We start from the raw sequence: 17,194 nt of genomic DNA, 5'->3' as shown, positions 1-17,194 counted from the left end.
TGGAACAGGAGGTGACCATGGCAGCGCGCAAACGCAGGAGGTCACCCTTCTACGCCTCGCGTCGAGTCCCGCACACCGTTCACCCCGTGCAGGCGCGCCTGCGGATGTCGCCCCTGCTGCCATCGATCGTCCTGGCCGTCGGGGCAAACCTCCTTGCCGAATCACCCTTGCTGCCCGAAGGCCTGCGAGCGCGCGTCCGCAATCGGGTCGGCGAGCTGAGCTCCGAAGTGTCCCAGCGCTCCCAGCGTCTCTTCTTCGACGACCCGGGTCTGGACACCCTGCTCATCCGAGGGGTCAGCCGCTTGGGCGCCCGCATCTCGATCGGGGCGCGATTGTGGCTTCGAGCCACGATCGCGCTGGGGCAGGACCATGACGGGCGTGCGAGCACGATGATCCCGCTGGTGCCTCGCCGAGGCTACGACTCGGTGATGACGTGGATGCTCACCGCCGGCACCGCCGTCGGCCAGATCCGAGGCGGTCGCGTCCACTCCAAGGCATTCTACGATTCCGGCCCGACCTGCGAGCCTGCGCCAACCGAAGGGCGCAAGGGCGAGCACTCGCCCCGCCTCACCTCGCCCCACCCCGCCGAGCCCGGGACCCAAGGTGAGGTGCGCCCAGCCGACTCGCCCGGTGAGGTCGCTCAGTCCGTCATTCCCTCCGACACCCCGCACTGGTCCAACACCTCGTCCTCTTCCCTTGGCGAAGCGCTCCGGAACTCGCGGGACCCGGCTGACGGCTGGCTCCCGGTTCCCGAAGGGCACCCGAAGCCGCAGATGCGGCGACTCGCCGCACCGCAGACCCTTGGAGATCTTGCGGCTGACATCGACGACCTCTACTGGGCGCTCTCGCACGGACAGCCGGTGAAGGTTGTGCGCGTCGGTACGCCTGACCAGCGCAGATGGCTGGTCGCATTGCCTGGAACCGAGCATTTTGACGCGCCTTCGACCCCCAACCCCGCAGACACCGAAACCAACATTCGCGAATCCCTGGGCCTGCCCTCCGCCATGCGTGTGGGCCTTGTCAGCGCCATCCACGACGCCATGGACCTGGACGGGGTCCCGCCGGGACAGCGCCACAAGGAACCCGTCCTCATCTGTGGACACTCCCAGGGAGGGATGATCGCCGTGGGCCTGGCAGCCGACCTGCCGGAGGTCGCCGGCGTCGACGTGCAGGCGATCCTTGCAATGGGGGCCCCTGCCCGACGATTCCGGATCCGCCCCGATGTCACCATGGTCGCCGTCGAACACGACCAGGACGTCATCCCCTCCTTCGACGGCTCGCCCGCCCGAGCGCCCGACCATCGCATCGTCGTGGGGCGCCGACTTGTGCGGCCGCGGCGCGACCCCTTGTACTACGCGCACTCCTCGTCGACCTACACCGAGACCGTCAAACAACTCGAACGCAAGGTTGACGTGGCGCCTTGGGGGCGCCTTGCCTCGGCGGTCGAGCGCCTGCGTTCGTTCCTGCCACGTGATGGCGAGCCGACTCGTGTCACCGTGCACGACGTCTGGCAGGAGCTGCTCGACCCGACCACCGGCGACACGTGGGACACCTTCATTCGGCTGGACCGCGGCGGCGCGGAGCCGGTCGCGATGAACACGGAATGGATGCCGGCGTGGGCGCTGGTGCGTCCACTGGCCCAGGTCGGGGCCGGTGCCGGCGTCGACGAGGGCGAGGACGGCGGCGTCGACGGCGACGACGCGGATGGAGGAGCGAAATGAACACCCGTTCAGAGGGGATGAGCAACCGCCCGAAGACCCCTGCGGCACACTCCAACTCCGGCGACTCGGCGCAGCTCTCCGGCCACCCTGCACCCACGGGGTCGGGGCGCTCGGGTTCCACCGGGTCGGGAAGCTCGGCTTCCACCGGACATGGTGCGAGCACACCGACAGGCGCCGGCGGGCGCAAGTCGACGGCATCTGGCACGCACGCAGGCGCCGACGGTCATGCGCCCACGCCGGGAGGACTGATCGCCTCGGCCAGGGCCCTGCGTCGCAGTGGCTCAGCGCCGGTCAACAAGGGTGTCGGCCAAGCTGGTGCCCGTATCCCCCAGATCGACAACCCTCTGCTGCTCGGCGCACTGGGCCTGGCAGCCGTGGGCGCAGGTGCGGCGCTCGCCGTCCTGCGCCCAAGCAGGCGCGGCGGGCGCACCGCCCGCTTCCGATCCTTGGCTCTCGGCGCGCTCGCGGGGGCTCCCTCCGGGCCGAGTGGACGCATGGAGCTTGCAGATCTGCAAGTCCAGGAGGGTTTCGGCAAGCCAACCCTGGTGAGTTTCGACGTCCTCGTCGACGGTCTCGGGGACGGAGGGGAAGCCGGACGCGATCGAGCCCAAGGCACCACCTCCGCCCTCGTCAATGAGCCCGACGCCGAGCCTCCTGCCGACTCCACGCCGCCGGCCCAAGTGGCCGCCGACATCGGGCCCCTGCTGCTCGACGCCTTCGACCGTCTCGTCCAGGCCATCTGGGACAACCCGGAGATTGCGCCGGTCGCCATCCGCGGACGCCTTCTCAGCCCGAGCGGGACGCGCCCCTTGGCGGACATGACTTCGCTGGGCTTCGACGGGGAGATCGCCAGGCCAGCCGACCTGTACGAGCACTACGGATCTCCGGCCTCGGACCGGGGGTGGAGGCCGTGACCTATCCGCCCGGTGAGCTCTGGATCCGGGAGGCGAGGTTGTCGCAGGGGAACCAGACGACTCGTCGTCCCTGCTTGACGGAGACCACGTAGCCCTGCCGTTCCAGCTCTTGCAGGTCGCTGCGGGCGGTCTGTGGGGTGATCCGGTGCGTGTCCTGGTGTGCGGCAACCGTCACTGAGGCGCCCGGATCCTGGATGAAGGACTCCAGCACAGTGATCTGACGGTGGTTGAGCCCTGTGGTGCGAAGGAGGCGGGCAACCTGACTGATCTGCTGGCTCTTGGCCGCCAAGTAGGTGTCCAGGTCGTCCAGGGCTCTGTCAATGACGTGAGCCTGTTCAAGCAGGAAATGGGTGAGGTCGCCCTCGTCTTGTTCAGTGAGAAGGAAGCTGCGCGCATAGCGGGCAGGAGCGCGAAGCAGTAGGCGCGAGATCGACAGGTACTCGGTCAAGAAGAATCCCTGCGAGAGCATCGACCAGTAGAAGACCGCCCGCGCCGTGCGCCCGTTGCCGTCAGCGAAGTAGTGGTCGTGGCCCATCATGAAGTGCAGGGCGATGGCGCGCACCAGTGGTGGCACATAAGGTCCTGCTTGGTCCAAGTCTCCATTGGCAAAGGCGCAGAGGGCTTCGAGGCGTTCCGGCAGTTGCTCTGCAGGCGGTGGTACATGGAGGATCTGGTCCTCTGCCAAGTCGCCGACGATGCGCACTCTGACATCGTCGGGTTGCTGCAGGCGGCCGGCGTCAGCAGGGTCCTCCAATGTGTCCTTGGTGACCAGCGCATGGATCTGCAGAACCAGGTCGGGGGTGAGCGGCTGGCCACTCGATTCGCTGATGAACGTCATTGCCCTGTAGTTGTTGGCGATCATCCGCTCGCTCCGGTCGCGAGGAGGGCGTTTCTCGCGCAACATTCGTTTCGCCTCGACGCGGGTGGTCGCGGCGCCCTCCAACTGGGAGGAAGTCATCGACTCTTCGATGAGGGAGCGCACCAAGTAGCCATTGCGGGTGGTCGGATTGGCGATCGGCTCAGGAATCTGGATCTGTCCGCGAGCTCTTGCGGAGGTCTGATCGATCAGGTGCAGAAGCGGGTCGGCAAGATTGAAGGTCAGAGGTGTGCCGTCGGTGAGCTGAAACGGCAGAGGGCGGGCGCTGTGGGCCCTCGCGCCACGCACGGCGATCCACCATTCTTCTCGCGTGAAGCCTTCTGGCGGATCGTGGCGGAAGAACCACTCCCAAGGGTGATACTCGGGATCGGATGCCAGTTCACGCGAGGTGAGGACATCAAGTGTGTGGGCGCGGTCGGTCGTGGAAGCGATCATGGCCTCCTGCATCTGCTGCAGGGTGCCCGGTGGGGGAACAGGGGTCTTCACGCGGTGTCCTCTCCGCTCAACCATCAACAACTGTCAATTTAGCCCAAATTAGCAGTTACTGACAGTTGGATGATGGGTGGAGCGAGAAGAAGCCGCTGGTGGCACGCGGTCCCGCCCTCGTCGATCAGCGACTCAGCGCGCCTCCTCGGGCCTGAAGTAGCGCAAGCCCAGACTCGCAATCTCGTAGTCCTTCAGCTTGGAGGAGATCCGATCCCCGTACGGGGTCCGGATTCGCATGGGGTAGCGCCACCCGTAGTAGGTGACGTCGTCAGGGCTCGAATGCCCGAAGAGGTCGCGCATGGCGTGAACCCAGCAGGCGGCGATCCTGCGGAAGGAATCGTCCGTCCACGGGTGGGTCACTCCGCAGTCCCAACTGCCGCAGTCCTCGTCGTACTTGAATCCGGCGTCGGTGAACATCTGGGCATCCGCCTCGGTGACGACCGCGTCAGGTGCGCCCACCGGCGAGGTGACGATCTCCGCACTGAGCAACTGCGGGTGGGGCTCGCTGGTGAATCGCCCCGCCACCTGGACGAATCCCTTGTCACTGTCCTGTGTGCCCAGGAGGAGCACTGCGGCGTCCAATCGGTGGGCCAACACATCGGTCAGACGTTCTTCGAAAGTGGCCCAGTCCATGAGGACGCTCCTGATCGTTGCGGGCAGGTCAAGACTCATTGTGCCCGACCATGCGTGGGGCGCAACCCCTCGCCAGGGGGCTGAGGTCAGAGTACGGCCCGGGTGGGAATTCGGGGATGCAGGCGCAGGCCATCCACATTCGAAGGCCCGAACGGCTGCCGCCACGCACCAGCAGCAGTACATTGAACGCCCGTCACTTCACACTTCGAAGCAGAGGAGACCTTGTGATCCCGGAGTATTGCGTGCCCGACCTGGCTCGAACAGGTTCACCCGTGGCGGTCATCGTGATCGTCGCACTCGTAGGTGCCGCCATCGGTGCAGCCCTGGTGTTTCACAGGAGGAGAGCGGGCATGGCGATCCTCCTTGTGGGTGCCCTCGTGCCCGCGCTCGTCATTGTTCCCGGGCGCGCCGATGCTGCCGGGGCCAAATCCTGCCCTGCGGGATACCACTACGACGCGTCCAAGGACACCTCCGGGACCGATGGTGCCGGAAAGGCCCGGCCAACACCGAACCCGACGCCTTCCCCCGCTCCCTCGCCGAACCCGGGTCCCAAGCCCGATCCGAAGCCCTCGCCGGACCCCACTCCTGTCCCGCCCCCGCCATCCGCGCGTTCGGATGCCGACGAATCGTGGATGACCCCGCGCACGCGCTTCGTCATCAACGCCGACGGCTCCACGGGTCTGAGCGCCAGCGGAGAGGACCTGGTCAACTGGGACATTGCCAAGAAGACCATCCGTGCCTACGCCAATGCCACCAAGGACGGGATCGCCGACAAGGCGGACTCGCCCTACATCCGTGACGTCACTGCGATCACCACCGCGAAGGCCCCGCAGATCGCAGATGCGTGCAGATCAGCCTTGGCGGCGGGCAAGAAGCCGGCAGCGGTCTTCGACGCCGACGACACGACCTTGTGGACCTACGACATGGAGGACGCCTCCATGCACTTCGCCTTCACCGCCGCCAAACAGCAGGCGTGGTTCGACGCCAATGAGATGCCCGCGACGCCCGGCATGGTCGACCTGGTCAAGCAGGTGAAGCAGGCGGGGTGCGAGATCATTGGCCTGACCGGGCGCAACGACGCCCAGAAGGCGTACACGGTGGCGAACCTCGAACATGCCGGGTACGTCAATGCTGACGGCTCGCCGATCTTCACCGCGGACAAGTACTTCACCAAGTTCCTCAAGATGGCGCCCATGCCGGAGTACTTGGTGCGCCAAGGACGCTGCGACATTGCTGCCAACAAGTGCACGACGGTCCAGTTCAAGGCGGGCACCCGTCAGCACATCCAGGAAGATCTGGGCTACACGATCGTCGGCAATTTCGGCGACCAGTGGTCCGACCTGCAGGGCGGGCAGGCGGATGCGTGGGTGAAGCTGCCCAACTCGAGTTACTACCTGCCCAGCCCTGACCTGCCCGACTGGGGGGAGGCGGACACCGCAGCCGGAATGGCTCCGTCCACATACGAGTGGGAGGTCCAGCCCGACGGCTCCTCCGGTGCGCGGGTCGGCGTCACCGACGCCCAGGTGCCGAACATGGACATCGTCAAGGCAAGTATCCGCACCTACTACGCCGCAACCATGGACGAGGAGCTGGGCCAGTACGTGTCCAACAAGACCGATTCTCCCTACATCAGGGAGCTGCTGGCCATCACCGGCAAGGCGAAGACCGAGGTCGTGGCCAATTGCAAGGCGGCCGTTGCTCGCGGCGAGAGGCCTGCGATCACGCTGGACGCTGACGACACGACCCTGTGGACCTACGACATGGAGGAATGGCTGGAGTTCAACTTCAGCGCCGCCAAGCAGACCGAATACCTCAAGACCGACTACCACGCTCTGCCGGCGACGCCCGGCATGGTCGACCTGGTCACGGCCGCCAAGGGTGCGGGTTGTGAAATCATCGGCCTGACCGGCCGCAGCGACGACCTGAAGGAGGTCACGCAGAGGAACCTGGTCGAGGTCGGCTACCCGGCGATCGACCCGTCCCTGTACTTCACGAAGAAGTCGTCAAAGGCCGCCGAGTTGCCCGCGTGGGTGAGTTGTGCGGGTGAGAAATGCTCGACTGTCGAGTTCAAGTCCTCCGTGCGCAAGCACATCGAGAAGGACTTGGGGTACCGCATCGTCGGCAATTTCGGTGACCAGTACTCCGACCTGATCGGCGGGTACTCGGATGTGGCGTACAAGCTGCCGAACCCGACGTACTACCTGCCGTGACGTGAACTGAGGCGGCTGCCTGTACGGGCCGGCCCCCTCAGTCCTGCGTCGCCTCCGCCCAGGCGGCGATCCGCTCGGAAAGGCCGATGTAGGTCGCCGGGGTCAGTTCGACCAGGCGCGCTTCGACCTCGACCGGCAGGCCCAGGCTGCGGATGAATTCACGCATCTCGGCCCGGCCGACCTCGTGCCCGCGGGTGAGCTCCTTGAGGCGCTCGTAGGGGCTGGCCATGCCGGTGGCTCCGGCGATGGCGGCGGCGCGCATGGCCTGCTGGACGGCCTCGCCAAGGACCGCCCAGTTGGCCTCCAGGTCGGCCGCCATGCGCTCCGCGTCGATGTCGATCCCGTCCAGGCCGCGCCCCAGATTGTCCAGGGCCAGCAGCGAATGCCCGAAGGCCACGCCGATGTTGCGTTGGGTCGTCGAATCGGTGAGGTCGCGCTGCATGCGCGAGGTGACCAACGTTGCCCCCAGGCTGTCGAGCAGCGCGCAGGAGACCTCCAGGTTGGCCTCGGCGTTCTCGAAGCGGATCGGGTTGACCTTGTGCGGCATGGTCGACGAGCCGGTCGACCCCTGCGCAGCCAGATTCTGGTGGAAGTAGCCCATTGAGATGTACGTCCAGCAGTCGGTGGCCAGGTTGTGGGCGATGCGGTTGAAGCGGGCGACGTCCGCGTAGAGCTCGGCCTGCCAGTCGTGGGATTCGATCTGCGTGGTCAGCGGGTTCCACGTCAGGCCCAGTCCTTCGACGAAGCTGCGGGCGATCGCCGGCCAGTCGGCGCCGGGCACCGACACGACGTGCGCCGCCCAGTTTCCTGTGGCGCCGTTGATCTTGCCCAAGTACTCGGTGCCCTGGATGCGTCGGATCTGGCGGCGCAGGCGGTGGGCGACGACGGCCATCTCCTTGCCGATGGTCACCGGCGTGGCGGGTTGGCCGTGCGTGTGGGCGAGCATCGGGACGGCAGCTCCCTCGCGCGCCAGGCGGACAAGGCGGGCAAGCAGTTCCTCGGCGGCCGGCACCCAGACCTGCTCCACGGCGGCCTTGATGACAAGGGCGTAGGAGAGATTGTTGATGTCCTCCGAGGTGCAGAAGATGTGGACGACCTCTCGCAGGCCCGGCAGGGACGAGGTCGGGCCCAGTTCGGCGGCGGCTGCCTCGAGGTGTTCGCCGACCAGGTACTCGACGGCTTTGACGTCGTGGCGGGTGACGGCCTCGTGTTCGGCCAGGCGCGCGATCTGGGCGGGGCCGAAGCGGCGGGGCAGGGCGCGCAGGTGCTCGCGTTCGGCCTCGGTCAGTGTGGGCGCTCCGGGCAGTACCTGGTGGTCGAGCAGGTGGATCAGCCATTCGACTTCGACGTGCACGCGCGCGCGGTTGAGTGCGGCCTCCGACAGGTGGTTGGACAGGGGAGCGGCGGCAGGGCGATAGCGGCCGTCGAGGGGGGAAAGGGGCTCGCCGCCCTGGGCGAGGTCGGTCCAGCCGGCAGTCGCGGAGAACAGGGGGGAAGCGCTCATGTCCCCATCATTCCAGACCTGCCGGAGGCCCCGGGACAGCGAATCTCACGGAAGGATGGACGAATCTCGCGCCCCGTGAGATTCGTCCGTCAGTTGGTCAGACTCGTCCGTCGACGGGGTTTGTCCCCAGGGCGAGGGCGCTCACCCCGGCCCATCCACAGGCCAAGTGCTGCCGGATCCCCTTGTCCACAGGTGTGCTGGGCCCCACTGGTGGCCGACCCTGGGCGCCGTTTAGCGTCGAAAAGGATAGAAAAGGTTAGAAGCAGCATGACCTTGGCACGTGGAACAAAGGAAAGGAGGCAGCAGCAATGCCTGGCGACCCGGATGACCTGAGCCAGTCGGGAGGTCCGCCCCAGTTGGACTGCCCGATGTCATCACCGAAGCCCGAGTGGATGATGCTCGATTCCCCGACACTCGCGTTCTTCGGAGAAGGGCCTTTCATGCCCTGCGGCGCCGACCTGACGGCACAGGCCTTTCGCCTCGTCGAGGATGCAATGGTCGAAATGACCAACGAGTCCTACCCAGGCTGGGAAGGCACCACCGCCGAGCACGCACGCCAGCGCCACCGGCGCCTCACCGCGTCCATCGGTGAGGAAGGCTCATGCGTCGCAGACCTCGCTGTGCAACTGGTCGATCTGGAAGAAGAGAGCAGGATCACTCTCTCGGCGAAGACGGTCGCGGGGGTCGGACCGTGAGCGCCCGGTCCAGTACCGGCCAGGCCTTCGACGACTTCGATGACAGGACGGTGGTGGCCTCGTCCCGCACGGTGGTCGACGTGGACACTTTGGCCGCCTCGTGCCAACACATCGGGCAAGTGGCGGACTTGCTGTGGAATGCTGCGAACGTGCTGGTCGCAGCACGAGACCAACTGGCAGTGGCACACCTGCCCCACGCCTTGGCCGAGCGCCGACACGGCGCCCTGGCCGCACTGGAGCAACTCATCGACGCCCTCCTCGTCCTGGAACACCGCCTGCGACAGCACGGCAGCGACCTCGGGTACGCGCTGGTCGTCCTCGCCGCCGCTGACGAGGACGCCGCCCGCTTTTCCTCCCTCCACGAACGCCACGGGCCCGGGGTGTGGGGTCTTGAACACGCGACGAGGACAGGCGCGCAGGCGACCGCTTCGCTGGAAAGACTGGCCGGATCCGAGGCGGCCTCGCCCCAATGCACGCCGACACACCCGTGCACTCATCTTGATCGCATGGCCTTGGCGCTCGACCGTGAGCAGGGCTTCCACCCGGGCAGTTCAGCCACCCCGGGCCAGCCGATCCCGGACACACCCTCGGCAGCGGAAATCGGTCCAATGGCTCGCCTCGACACGATGGCTTGGTTGCTGCCGACATGTCTCGGGCCTGCGAGTGTGCTCGTCGAGCAGGGGAAGAGGCAGCAGTGGCTCAACCTGTGGGGTCGACACGGCGCTGAATTCACCAAGGGCACAGGGGATGGCACTCTGGGGCCGCGTGTGCAGAGCGATCTTGGCGTGTTCGCCGGCCAAGTGGTGACCAATCCGGAGCACGCGACGAAGCGGGGGGCCGTAGCGATCGAGAAGGGCCGCGGCCTGTCATTCGAGGCGAGCCGGGTCGCACACGACATCCAACAGGCTGCTGCCTCTGCCGCCGGCGTCAGCCGCTTCATCGCTCACGGGGACGCTGGGCGCACCACGGGTGTCACGGTCGAATCTGCGCCGGCGGGGCGGTACACGGACGTCGCCTCCCGCACCAGGGTTCCGCAGGATGCCATCGAACTGCTGTCCCGCATCGAACACCACAACTCCTCCGGTGAGAAGGGTTTGATCGAGATCCTCGAACACCACAACCCGGACGGCTCGCGTTCGTGGAGCGTGGTGGTGACCGGCACCCAGGATTGGGGTGTGACCGGCACGAACCCGCAGGATTTGCGCTCCAACTTCGAGTCCGTGGCACGCATGGACTCCGACCAGCGCGAGGCGATCCTGGAAGCCATGTCCATGGCGGGCATCCGGCCGGGTGAACCGGTGGAGATGGTGGGGCATTCTCAGTCGGGCATCCTGGTGTCGCAGCTGGCGGCCGACCAGGAGGTGCTGGATCGCTACCAGGTGGTCTCCGTGCTCACGGCGGGTTCACCCACGGCCGGCTACGCGATGGGCTCGGGTGTTCGGCGCCTGTGCCTGGAGAACACTCGCGACATCGTTCCCTCACTGGACGGGGCCGAGAACCCCGCCGGCCCGAACGGGCGCAGGGCCACCGACGCATCTGTGCCGGCCCTTCTGGCCGGTGGCCAGGGCGAGACGATCACCGTCCACTTCGACGGAGAGACCCTGCCAGGCGTTGAACAGGGCGACTGGGTGCCCAAGGCCCACAATCGCGCCACCTACGTGGCGGCATTGGGCGCCCTGAAGCGGCCGGGCAGCATGACCGGCAGCGAAGTGCAGCAGTGGGATGCGTGGCGGCGGCACAGGATGCACTTCGACGCGGGTACGCGCACGAAGCAGCACCTGTACCAGACCAAGAGGATCACGCCGGTCGCTGACGGCCCGCAGGCGATGCGGTGAGACGAGGGCGGGGTTCGCGCAGTTGGACAATGCCGTGAAGCCCCATCGCAAACGAAAGCCCCGGGTGCGCACACGCTGCGCGCCCGGGGCCATCGAGTTTCGTTGACGACTCAGAGATTCAACTGGATCGAGCGGCCTGGAACGGCCTCGATGAGCTCGCGCGTGTAGTCCTGCACCGGGTGGGCGAAGAGTTCGTCGGAGGCGCTGGCTTCGACCAGTTTGCCCTTCTCCATCACCACCACGTCGTCGGCGATCTGACGGACCACCGCCAAGTCGTGCGTGATGAACAGGTAGGACAGGCCCAGCTGTGCCTGCAGGTCATTGAGCAGGTACAGGATCTGGTTCTGCACCAGCACGTCCAGCGCGGAGACGGCCTCGTCCAGGACGACCACCTCGGGGTTCAGCGCCAAGGCGCGAGCCACGGCCACACGCTGACGCTGACCACCTGAGAGCTCATTCGGGTAGCGCCGCATGACCGAACGCGGCAGGGCCACCAAGTCCAGCAGTTCGGAGACGCGCTTGATGCGCAGGCGCTTGGGGTCCAACTCGCGCTTCTCGGCGGCACTCAGGCTTCGGCCGCTCTCCTTGGCGTCGATGACATCACGCACCCAGGAGGGGGCCTCGCGCCCGGTGGACTCGGCGCGCGCCAGCTCCTGCTTGGCGTACTCCAAGGATCCGTAGCGGTGCACGGAAAGAGGCTCCTCGATGACTCTGAAGATCGAGTACATCGGGTCCAGCGACCCGTAGGGGTTCTGGAAGACGGCCTGCAGGCGGCGGCGCAGGGTGAACAGGTCCTTGTCGGACATGGCCGCAGTGTCCTGGCCGTCGAAGAAGATCGAACCGGAGGTCGGCTTGTGCAATTGCAGGATCATGTTGGCCGCAGTGGACTTGCCCGAACCGGACTCGCCCACCACCGCCAAGGTGGTGCCGCGGCGCAGCGCGAAGGACACGTCGTCGACAGCCACCAGCTTCTTGGCTTCACCCTTGGCGCCGCGCACGTCGAAGACCTTCGTCAGGTTCTCCACGCGGATGATCTCGTCGGTGGAGGTCGACCCCAGGCCGGCTCCGGTCAGCTCCTCGTCGGTGACGGCGATGCCGTGGGCGTGGGCGGATTCGATGCGGGCCGATGCCAGCGAAGGAGCGGCCGAGACCAGGCGCTTCGTGTACGGGTGCTGCGGGTGCTGGAGGATCTCCAGGGCCGGCCCGGACTCGACGATACGGCCACGGTGCATGACGACCAGCTGCTCGGCGCGCTCTGCGGCAAGGCCCAGGTCGTGGGTGATGAACAGGACTGCGGTGCCGAGCTCCTTGGTCAGAGTGCCCAGGTGGTCCAGGATGCGGCGCTGGACGGTGACGTCCAGGGCTGAGGTCGGCTCGTCGGCGATCAGCAGCTTCGGGCGGGCCGCCATGCCGATGGCGATGAGGACCCGTTGACGCATGCCGCCGGAGAACTCGTGCGGGAACTGCTTGGCGCGACGCTCCGCGTCGGGCAGACCGGCCTCGGCCAGCAGTTCGCTGACACGCTCGCCGACCTGCGACTTGGGCACCACATTGTTGGCGACCAGGGATTCGCTGACCTGGCGTCCGATGCGCAGCACCGGGTTGAGGTTGGTCATCGGGTCCTGCGGGACCAGGCCGATGCCGGAGCCGCGCAGCCCCACCCATTCCTTGGCGGACAGGTTGGTGATGTCGCGACCGTCGAATTCGATGGAGCCGGCGGTGACCTTGCCCGTGCCAGGCAGCAGGCCGATGACGGCGGCCGCTGTGGTGGATTTGCCGGATCCGGATTCGCCGACGATCGCCACGGTCTGGCCGGGGTAGATGGTCAGGTTCGCGCCGCGCACCGCCGGGACCTTGCCGGTGGAGGTCGTGAAGGTGACTTCCAGGTCGGTGATCTTCAGCAGCGGGTTCGCGTCGTCGGGGTGCTCCTCCCGGTCTTCGGGCGAGGGCGTTGCCGCTTGCCCGCCGGCCGGGTCCGCGGAGGCGCGATCGGCCTCGTCACCGAGGACGGTGCGGGTGACGGCCGCCTCGAGGGCCTCCTCGGTGAGGGGAGCGCGTTCGGCGGCCTCGGACGAGGGGGTGCCGGCGTCCGACGGAACGGGGGTGGTGGGGGTGTTCTCGCTCATCTGCTCGCTCACTTCTTCCGCGCCTTCGGGTCCAGGGCCTCGCGGACCACGTCACCCATGATGATGAAGGACAGGACGGTCAGGGCCAGGGCGATGGCCGGGTAGAACAGGACCATCGGCTGGCTGCGCAGTTCACGCTGGGCGATGGAGATGTCGCCACCCCAGGACACCACGGACGAGGGAAGGCCGATGCCCATGAAGGACAGGGACGCTTCGGCCACGATGAAGGTGCCCAGGGCCACGGTCGCGTAGACGATGATCGGGGCCATGGCGTTGGGGATGATGTGGCTGAGCAGGATCCGCCACTTCGAGGCGCCGGTGGCGCGCGCGGCGGTCACGTACTCCTCGTTCTTCGCCGACAGGACGGCGCCGCGCGTGATACGCGTGATGGAGGTCCAGCCGAAGGCGGACAACACCAGGATGACCATCCAGATGTTGCGGTCCTCCTTGAACATCTGCATGAAGACGATGGCGGCCAGCAGCAGCGGCACCGCGAAGAAGATGTCGGTCAGGCGGCCGATGATCGTGTCGACCCACCCGCCCAGGAAGCCCGCTAGGGACCCGAAAGTTGCGCCGATCAGCACCACGCAGATGGTGGTGACCACGCCCACCGACACCGAGGCGCGGGCCCCGTAGATGACGCGGGCGTAGATGTCGCAGCCCTGCTTGGTGAAGCCGAAGGGGTGACCGGCCTGCGGCTCGGCCAGCGACTTGGACAGTTCGCAGAACTGGGGGTCGGTGGAGGTGAACAGTTGGGGGAAGGCCGCGATGAGGATCGCCATGAAGATGATGACGGCACTGATCCAGAACAGGGGACGCGTGCGCAGCCGCTTCCAGGCCTCACCCCACATTGACGAGGGCGCCGAGTCGTCGGCAACGGCGTCGACGGCCCCCAGGCCGGTCTCGTCGATGTCGGAGACGTAGTGGGCTTGGCCGGCGCGGGTGCGGGAAATGTTCGCGGAGGGAATGTGGTCACTCATAGCGGATCCTCGGGTCGAGCACGGCGTACATCAGGTCCACCAGCAGGTTCGCGATGATGTACACGAGGACGAGAACGGTGGTCACGGACACGACGGTGGCCGGCTCACCCTTGATGATGGCCTGCCACAGGGTGCCACCGACGCCCCTGATGTTGAAGATGCCTTCGGTGATGATTGCTCCGCCCATGAGGGCACCCAGGTCCGACCCGAGGAAGGTGGCCACGGGGATCAGGGAGTTGCGCAGGATGTGCCGTGTCATGACCTGGTCGTTGGGCAGGCCCTTGGCGCGGGCGGTGCGCACGTAGTCGGCGACGGCATTTTCGGACACCGACTGGCGGGTCAGCCGCAGCACGTACGCCAAGGAGGTGGCACCAAGCACGATCGCCGGCATGAGGAAGGCCGTGAAGGATTCCTTCGATCCGACCGTCGTGGGCAGCCAGCCGAGTTTGACGCCCAGGACGAACTGCATGACGAAGCCGATGACGAAGGTCGGCACGGAGATGACCACCAAGGACAGGACCAGCACCGTGGAGTCGAAGACCCCGCCGCGGCGAACACCGGCGATGACGCCCATGAGGATGCCCAGGACGGCTTCGAAGATCAGGGCCATGACGGCCAGTTTGACGGTGGTGGGGAAGGCCTGTCCGAGGACCTCGATGACGGGGCGGCCGGAGAAGGTCACTCCGAAGTCCAGGGTGAACACGCCCTTGAGGTAGAGCAGGTACTGCATCCAGAAGGGTTTGTCGAGGTTGTGCTCGGTGGCGATTCGGGCGTACGCATCTGCCGACAGACCCTTGTCGCCACCGAGGGCGGTGACCGGGTCACCTGGCATGAGGTACACCATCGCGAAGATCAGGAACGTGGCACCGAAGAAGACCGGGATGGTCTCCAGGAACCTGCGTCCGACATAACGCAGCATGGTAGGTCCTTCTGGATGAGTCAGTCCCCGGGCGCGTTGGATGCGCGGGCCCGAGGAAGGGTGATCCCGGGGCCTTGTCGGCTCCGAGTGCGCGTGTGCGACCGGGGCCGCCACGCTTCAGGACAGCATAGTGTAAAGAGCGCGCAAATCGACATTCGGGCAGGTGAAGGTTGGGTAGTGGGAAAGCCCGCTTCGGCGATCCGCGCGGGGCGATGGCGCGGCGGCGCGGCCCGGCGCGTGGGGAGGGTGCCTGAGCAGGTGTTTCGCCCGCGCGAGGACGGTGCCCCGCAGTCTTGGGGAATGCGCACTGCGCCGCCCTCGTCAATGGGGAAATGCCGGTGTGTGCAAAGAAGGTGGCGGGCAGGGACGAACCCTGCCCGCCACTGGTGGGGCACCGCACATGTGGTTGCCCGGTGAGGTCACTCGGCCTTGGTGACGTCGGTGTAGATGGCCACCGAATCCCAACCGAAGACGACGTGGTCGACCTTGTGGGACCAGCCGGCGGAGGAGTTGGAGTACCACAGCGGGATGACCGGGAGTTCCTTGAACAGGATCTCCTGGACCTTGTCCAAGATGGCCTGCGACTCTTCCGGAGTCTTGGCGGCAGCGGCCTCCTTGATCAGCTTGTCCACCTCGGGGTTGGAGTACTCGGTGTCGTTCGAGCCGGCGCCGGTGCCGTACAGCGGGGCGATGAAGTTGAACTTCGACGGGTAGTCACCCTGCCAGCCGGTGCGGAAGGCGGTCGTGATGGTGCGGTTGGTGACCTCGGTGCGCAGGGACTTGAAGTCCGCGTAGGGCTTGCCTGCGGCCTCGATGCCCAGCGTGTTCTTGATCGAGTTGGCAACCGCGTCGACCCACGCCTGGTGTCCGCCGTCGGAGTTGTAGGCGATCTCGAACTTGCCGTCCCACTTGGCGATGGCATCAGCCTTGGCCCACAGTTCCTTGGCCTTCTCGGGGTTGTAGCTCAGCACCTCGGAGCCGGGCACCGCGTCGTTGTAGCCGGCCACGACGGGCGAGGTGAAGTCCTTGGCGGGGGTGCGGGTGTCGGCGAAGATCGCCTTGGTGACTTCGGGACGGTTGATCGAGTAGGAAATGGCCTCGCGACGCAGGTAGCCCTCTTCACCGGAGAAGTGGGGCATCCTGGTCGGGATGGCAAAGGACTGGAAGATGGCGGCAGGCTGGTTGACGCCACGGCCGTCCAGCTCTTCCATGTAGGTGCTGAAGGCCTGGTCCGGGATGGCGTCCAGGATGTCCAGCTCGCCGGAGGTCAGGTCGGCGTAGGCAGCATCCTGCGAGGCGTAGAAGATGATGGTCACACCACCGTTCATCACCTTGCGCACACCGTTGTAGGTCTCGGAGGGCACCAAGGAGATCTGCTTGTTGTGCTCCCAGCCGGACTCGCCCAGCTTGTAGGGGCCGTTGCCGACCGGCTTCTCGCCACCCGCCTTGAGGTCGGCTAGGGTCGAGTCGGGCAGCGGCGCGTAGGCGTAGTAGCCAAGGCGGGCCGGGTACTCGGCCTCGGGCTGCTTCAGGGTGATGGTGAAGGTGTAGTCGTCGACGACCTTCAGGCCGGTCAGGTCACCTGTGCCCTCTTCGGACGCGCCCTCGATCTCCTTGTAGAAGTAGGAGGCGAGCATGGATTCCTTGGCGGCCTTCTTCCACGCCTCGACGAAGTTCTTGGCCAGCACCGGGGTGCCGTCGGAGAACTTGCCGTCCTGGCGCAGCTTGATCGTCCACACCTTGTTGTCGTCGGAGGTGATCGACTCGGCAGCGTCGTTGACCGCGGTGCCGTCAGCCTTGTAGGTGACCAGCTTGGAGAAGAGCAGGTCGATGATCTTGCCGCCGCCGGTCTCGTTGGTGTTGCCGGGGATCAGGGGGTTCTGGGGCTCGGCGCCGTTGGTGGTGACGACGCCGGTGGTGGCCTCGACGGCGGCGCCCGATGCGGCGTCCGAGGCGGCCGAGGCGGCGGAGTCAGCGTTGCCCGCGCAGGCGGTCAGGCCCAGCGCCAGGACGGCCGGGAGCGCCAGCCAAGTCCTCTTCTTCATGTATTGCCTCCTGTGTTCAGGGGTTCGTCCCGGTTCGCAGGCCGAACCGATGCTCCCCGAGTCTAGGGGAGGGTACGCAGTGGGGCTTTCCTCGTCCGTGATGTGACGATTGCAAAGGCGTAACGGAAGGTTGCGGAACGGTCAAGGAAGTGAAAGGCCGGGTGGGGGCGAGGACGGGGTGTTCTCAGCAGGTGGGTCCAGGACTCGTTCGGCCGTGGCCGAGGGTGGGTTGGGAAACTCGGATCGGGT

At 66.5% G+C, this 17,194-nt stretch carries 12 protein-coding genes; 5 read left to right on the top strand and 7 right to left on the bottom strand.

Annotated elements, in window-relative coordinates; genetic code table 11:
- The first annotated feature begins 17 nt into the window (after window positions 1–17).
- Complete coding sequence (locus tag I6B53_RS10475) at window positions 18–1,721, top strand: alpha/beta hydrolase (protein ID WP_216764159.1); 1,704 nt, start codon at window positions 18–20, stop codon at window positions 1,719–1,721.
- Window positions 1,718–2,635, top strand: a complete 918-nt coding sequence (locus I6B53_RS10470) for a hypothetical protein (protein WP_253953875.1) — start codon at window positions 1,718–1,720, stop codon at window positions 2,633–2,635. Before I6B53_RS10475 ends, I6B53_RS10470 begins: the two co-directional genes overlap by 4 nt.
- 1 nt (window position 2,636) lies before the next feature.
- On the opposite strand, the gene I6B53_RS10465 is transcribed toward I6B53_RS10470, so the two are convergent.
- Window positions 2,637–3,998: a Fic family protein gene (locus tag I6B53_RS10465; protein WP_253953874.1), complete on the bottom strand. Its 1,362-nt coding sequence runs from the start codon at window positions 3,996–3,998 to the stop codon at window positions 2,637–2,639.
- A gap of 132 nt (window positions 3,999–4,130) precedes the next feature.
- A complete protein-coding gene (locus I6B53_RS10460; RefSeq protein WP_216764157.1) occupies window positions 4,131–4,670 on the bottom strand; it encodes a hypothetical protein in 540 nt (179 codons plus the stop codon).
- Between the two features lie 311 nt (window positions 4,671–4,981).
- Here I6B53_RS10460 and I6B53_RS10455 point away from each other — a divergent pair, with 311 nt between their 5' ends.
- On the top strand, window positions 4,982–6,841 hold the full coding sequence (locus I6B53_RS10455) for an HAD family acid phosphatase (protein ID WP_216764156.1): 1,860 nt from the start codon (window positions 4,982–4,984) through the stop codon (window positions 6,839–6,841).
- A gap of 37 nt (window positions 6,842–6,878) precedes the next feature.
- Here the strand turns inward: I6B53_RS10455 and purB are convergent, their stop codons facing one another.
- Complete coding sequence (purB, locus tag I6B53_RS10450; RefSeq protein ID WP_216764155.1) at window positions 6,879–8,345, bottom strand: adenylosuccinate lyase; 1,467 nt, start codon at window positions 8,343–8,345, stop codon at window positions 6,879–6,881.
- Window positions 8,346–8,737: 392 nt separating this feature from the next.
- Between purB and I6B53_RS10445 the strand changes: the two genes are divergently transcribed.
- Entirely contained in the window at window positions 8,738–9,040 is a 303-nt protein-coding gene (locus I6B53_RS10445; protein WP_216764154.1) for a hypothetical protein, read from the top strand.
- A complete protein-coding gene (locus tag I6B53_RS10440) occupies window positions 9,037–10,875 on the top strand; it encodes a hypothetical protein (RefSeq protein ID WP_216764153.1) in 1,839 nt (612 codons plus the stop codon). Before I6B53_RS10445 ends, I6B53_RS10440 begins: the two co-directional genes overlap by 4 nt.
- 110 nt (window positions 10,876–10,985) lie before the next feature.
- Here I6B53_RS10440 and I6B53_RS10435 read toward each other — a convergent pair whose 3' ends face one another.
- From I6B53_RS10435 to I6B53_RS10420, 4 genes are all read right to left on the bottom strand, one after another.
- A complete protein-coding gene (locus I6B53_RS10435; RefSeq protein ID WP_253954033.1) occupies window positions 10,986–13,001 on the bottom strand; it encodes a dipeptide ABC transporter ATP-binding protein in 2,016 nt (671 codons plus the stop codon).
- An 8-nt stretch (window positions 13,002–13,009) separates the two neighbouring features.
- A complete protein-coding gene (locus tag I6B53_RS10430) occupies window positions 13,010–13,981 on the bottom strand; it encodes an ABC transporter permease (protein WP_216764152.1) in 972 nt (323 codons plus the stop codon).
- Complete coding sequence (locus I6B53_RS10425) at window positions 13,974–14,900, bottom strand: ABC transporter permease (RefSeq protein WP_216764151.1); 927 nt, start codon at window positions 14,898–14,900, stop codon at window positions 13,974–13,976. The genes I6B53_RS10430 and I6B53_RS10425 overlap by 8 nt, the downstream gene beginning before the upstream one ends.
- A gap of 419 nt (window positions 14,901–15,319) precedes the next feature.
- Window positions 15,320–16,945 carry an ABC transporter substrate-binding protein gene (locus I6B53_RS10420; protein WP_216764150.1) on the bottom strand — a complete coding sequence of 542 codons (1,626 nt, stop codon included), beginning with the start codon at window positions 16,943–16,945 and terminating at the stop codon, window positions 15,320–15,322.
- Between the last annotated feature and the right edge of the window lie 249 nt (window positions 16,946–17,194).

It is taken from the genome of Schaalia sp. 19OD2882 (assembly GCF_018986735.1).
Taxonomy (GTDB): Bacteria; Actinomycetota; Actinomycetes; order Actinomycetales; family Actinomycetaceae; genus Pauljensenia.
This window is presented reverse-complemented; position numbering and strand designations above follow the sequence as displayed.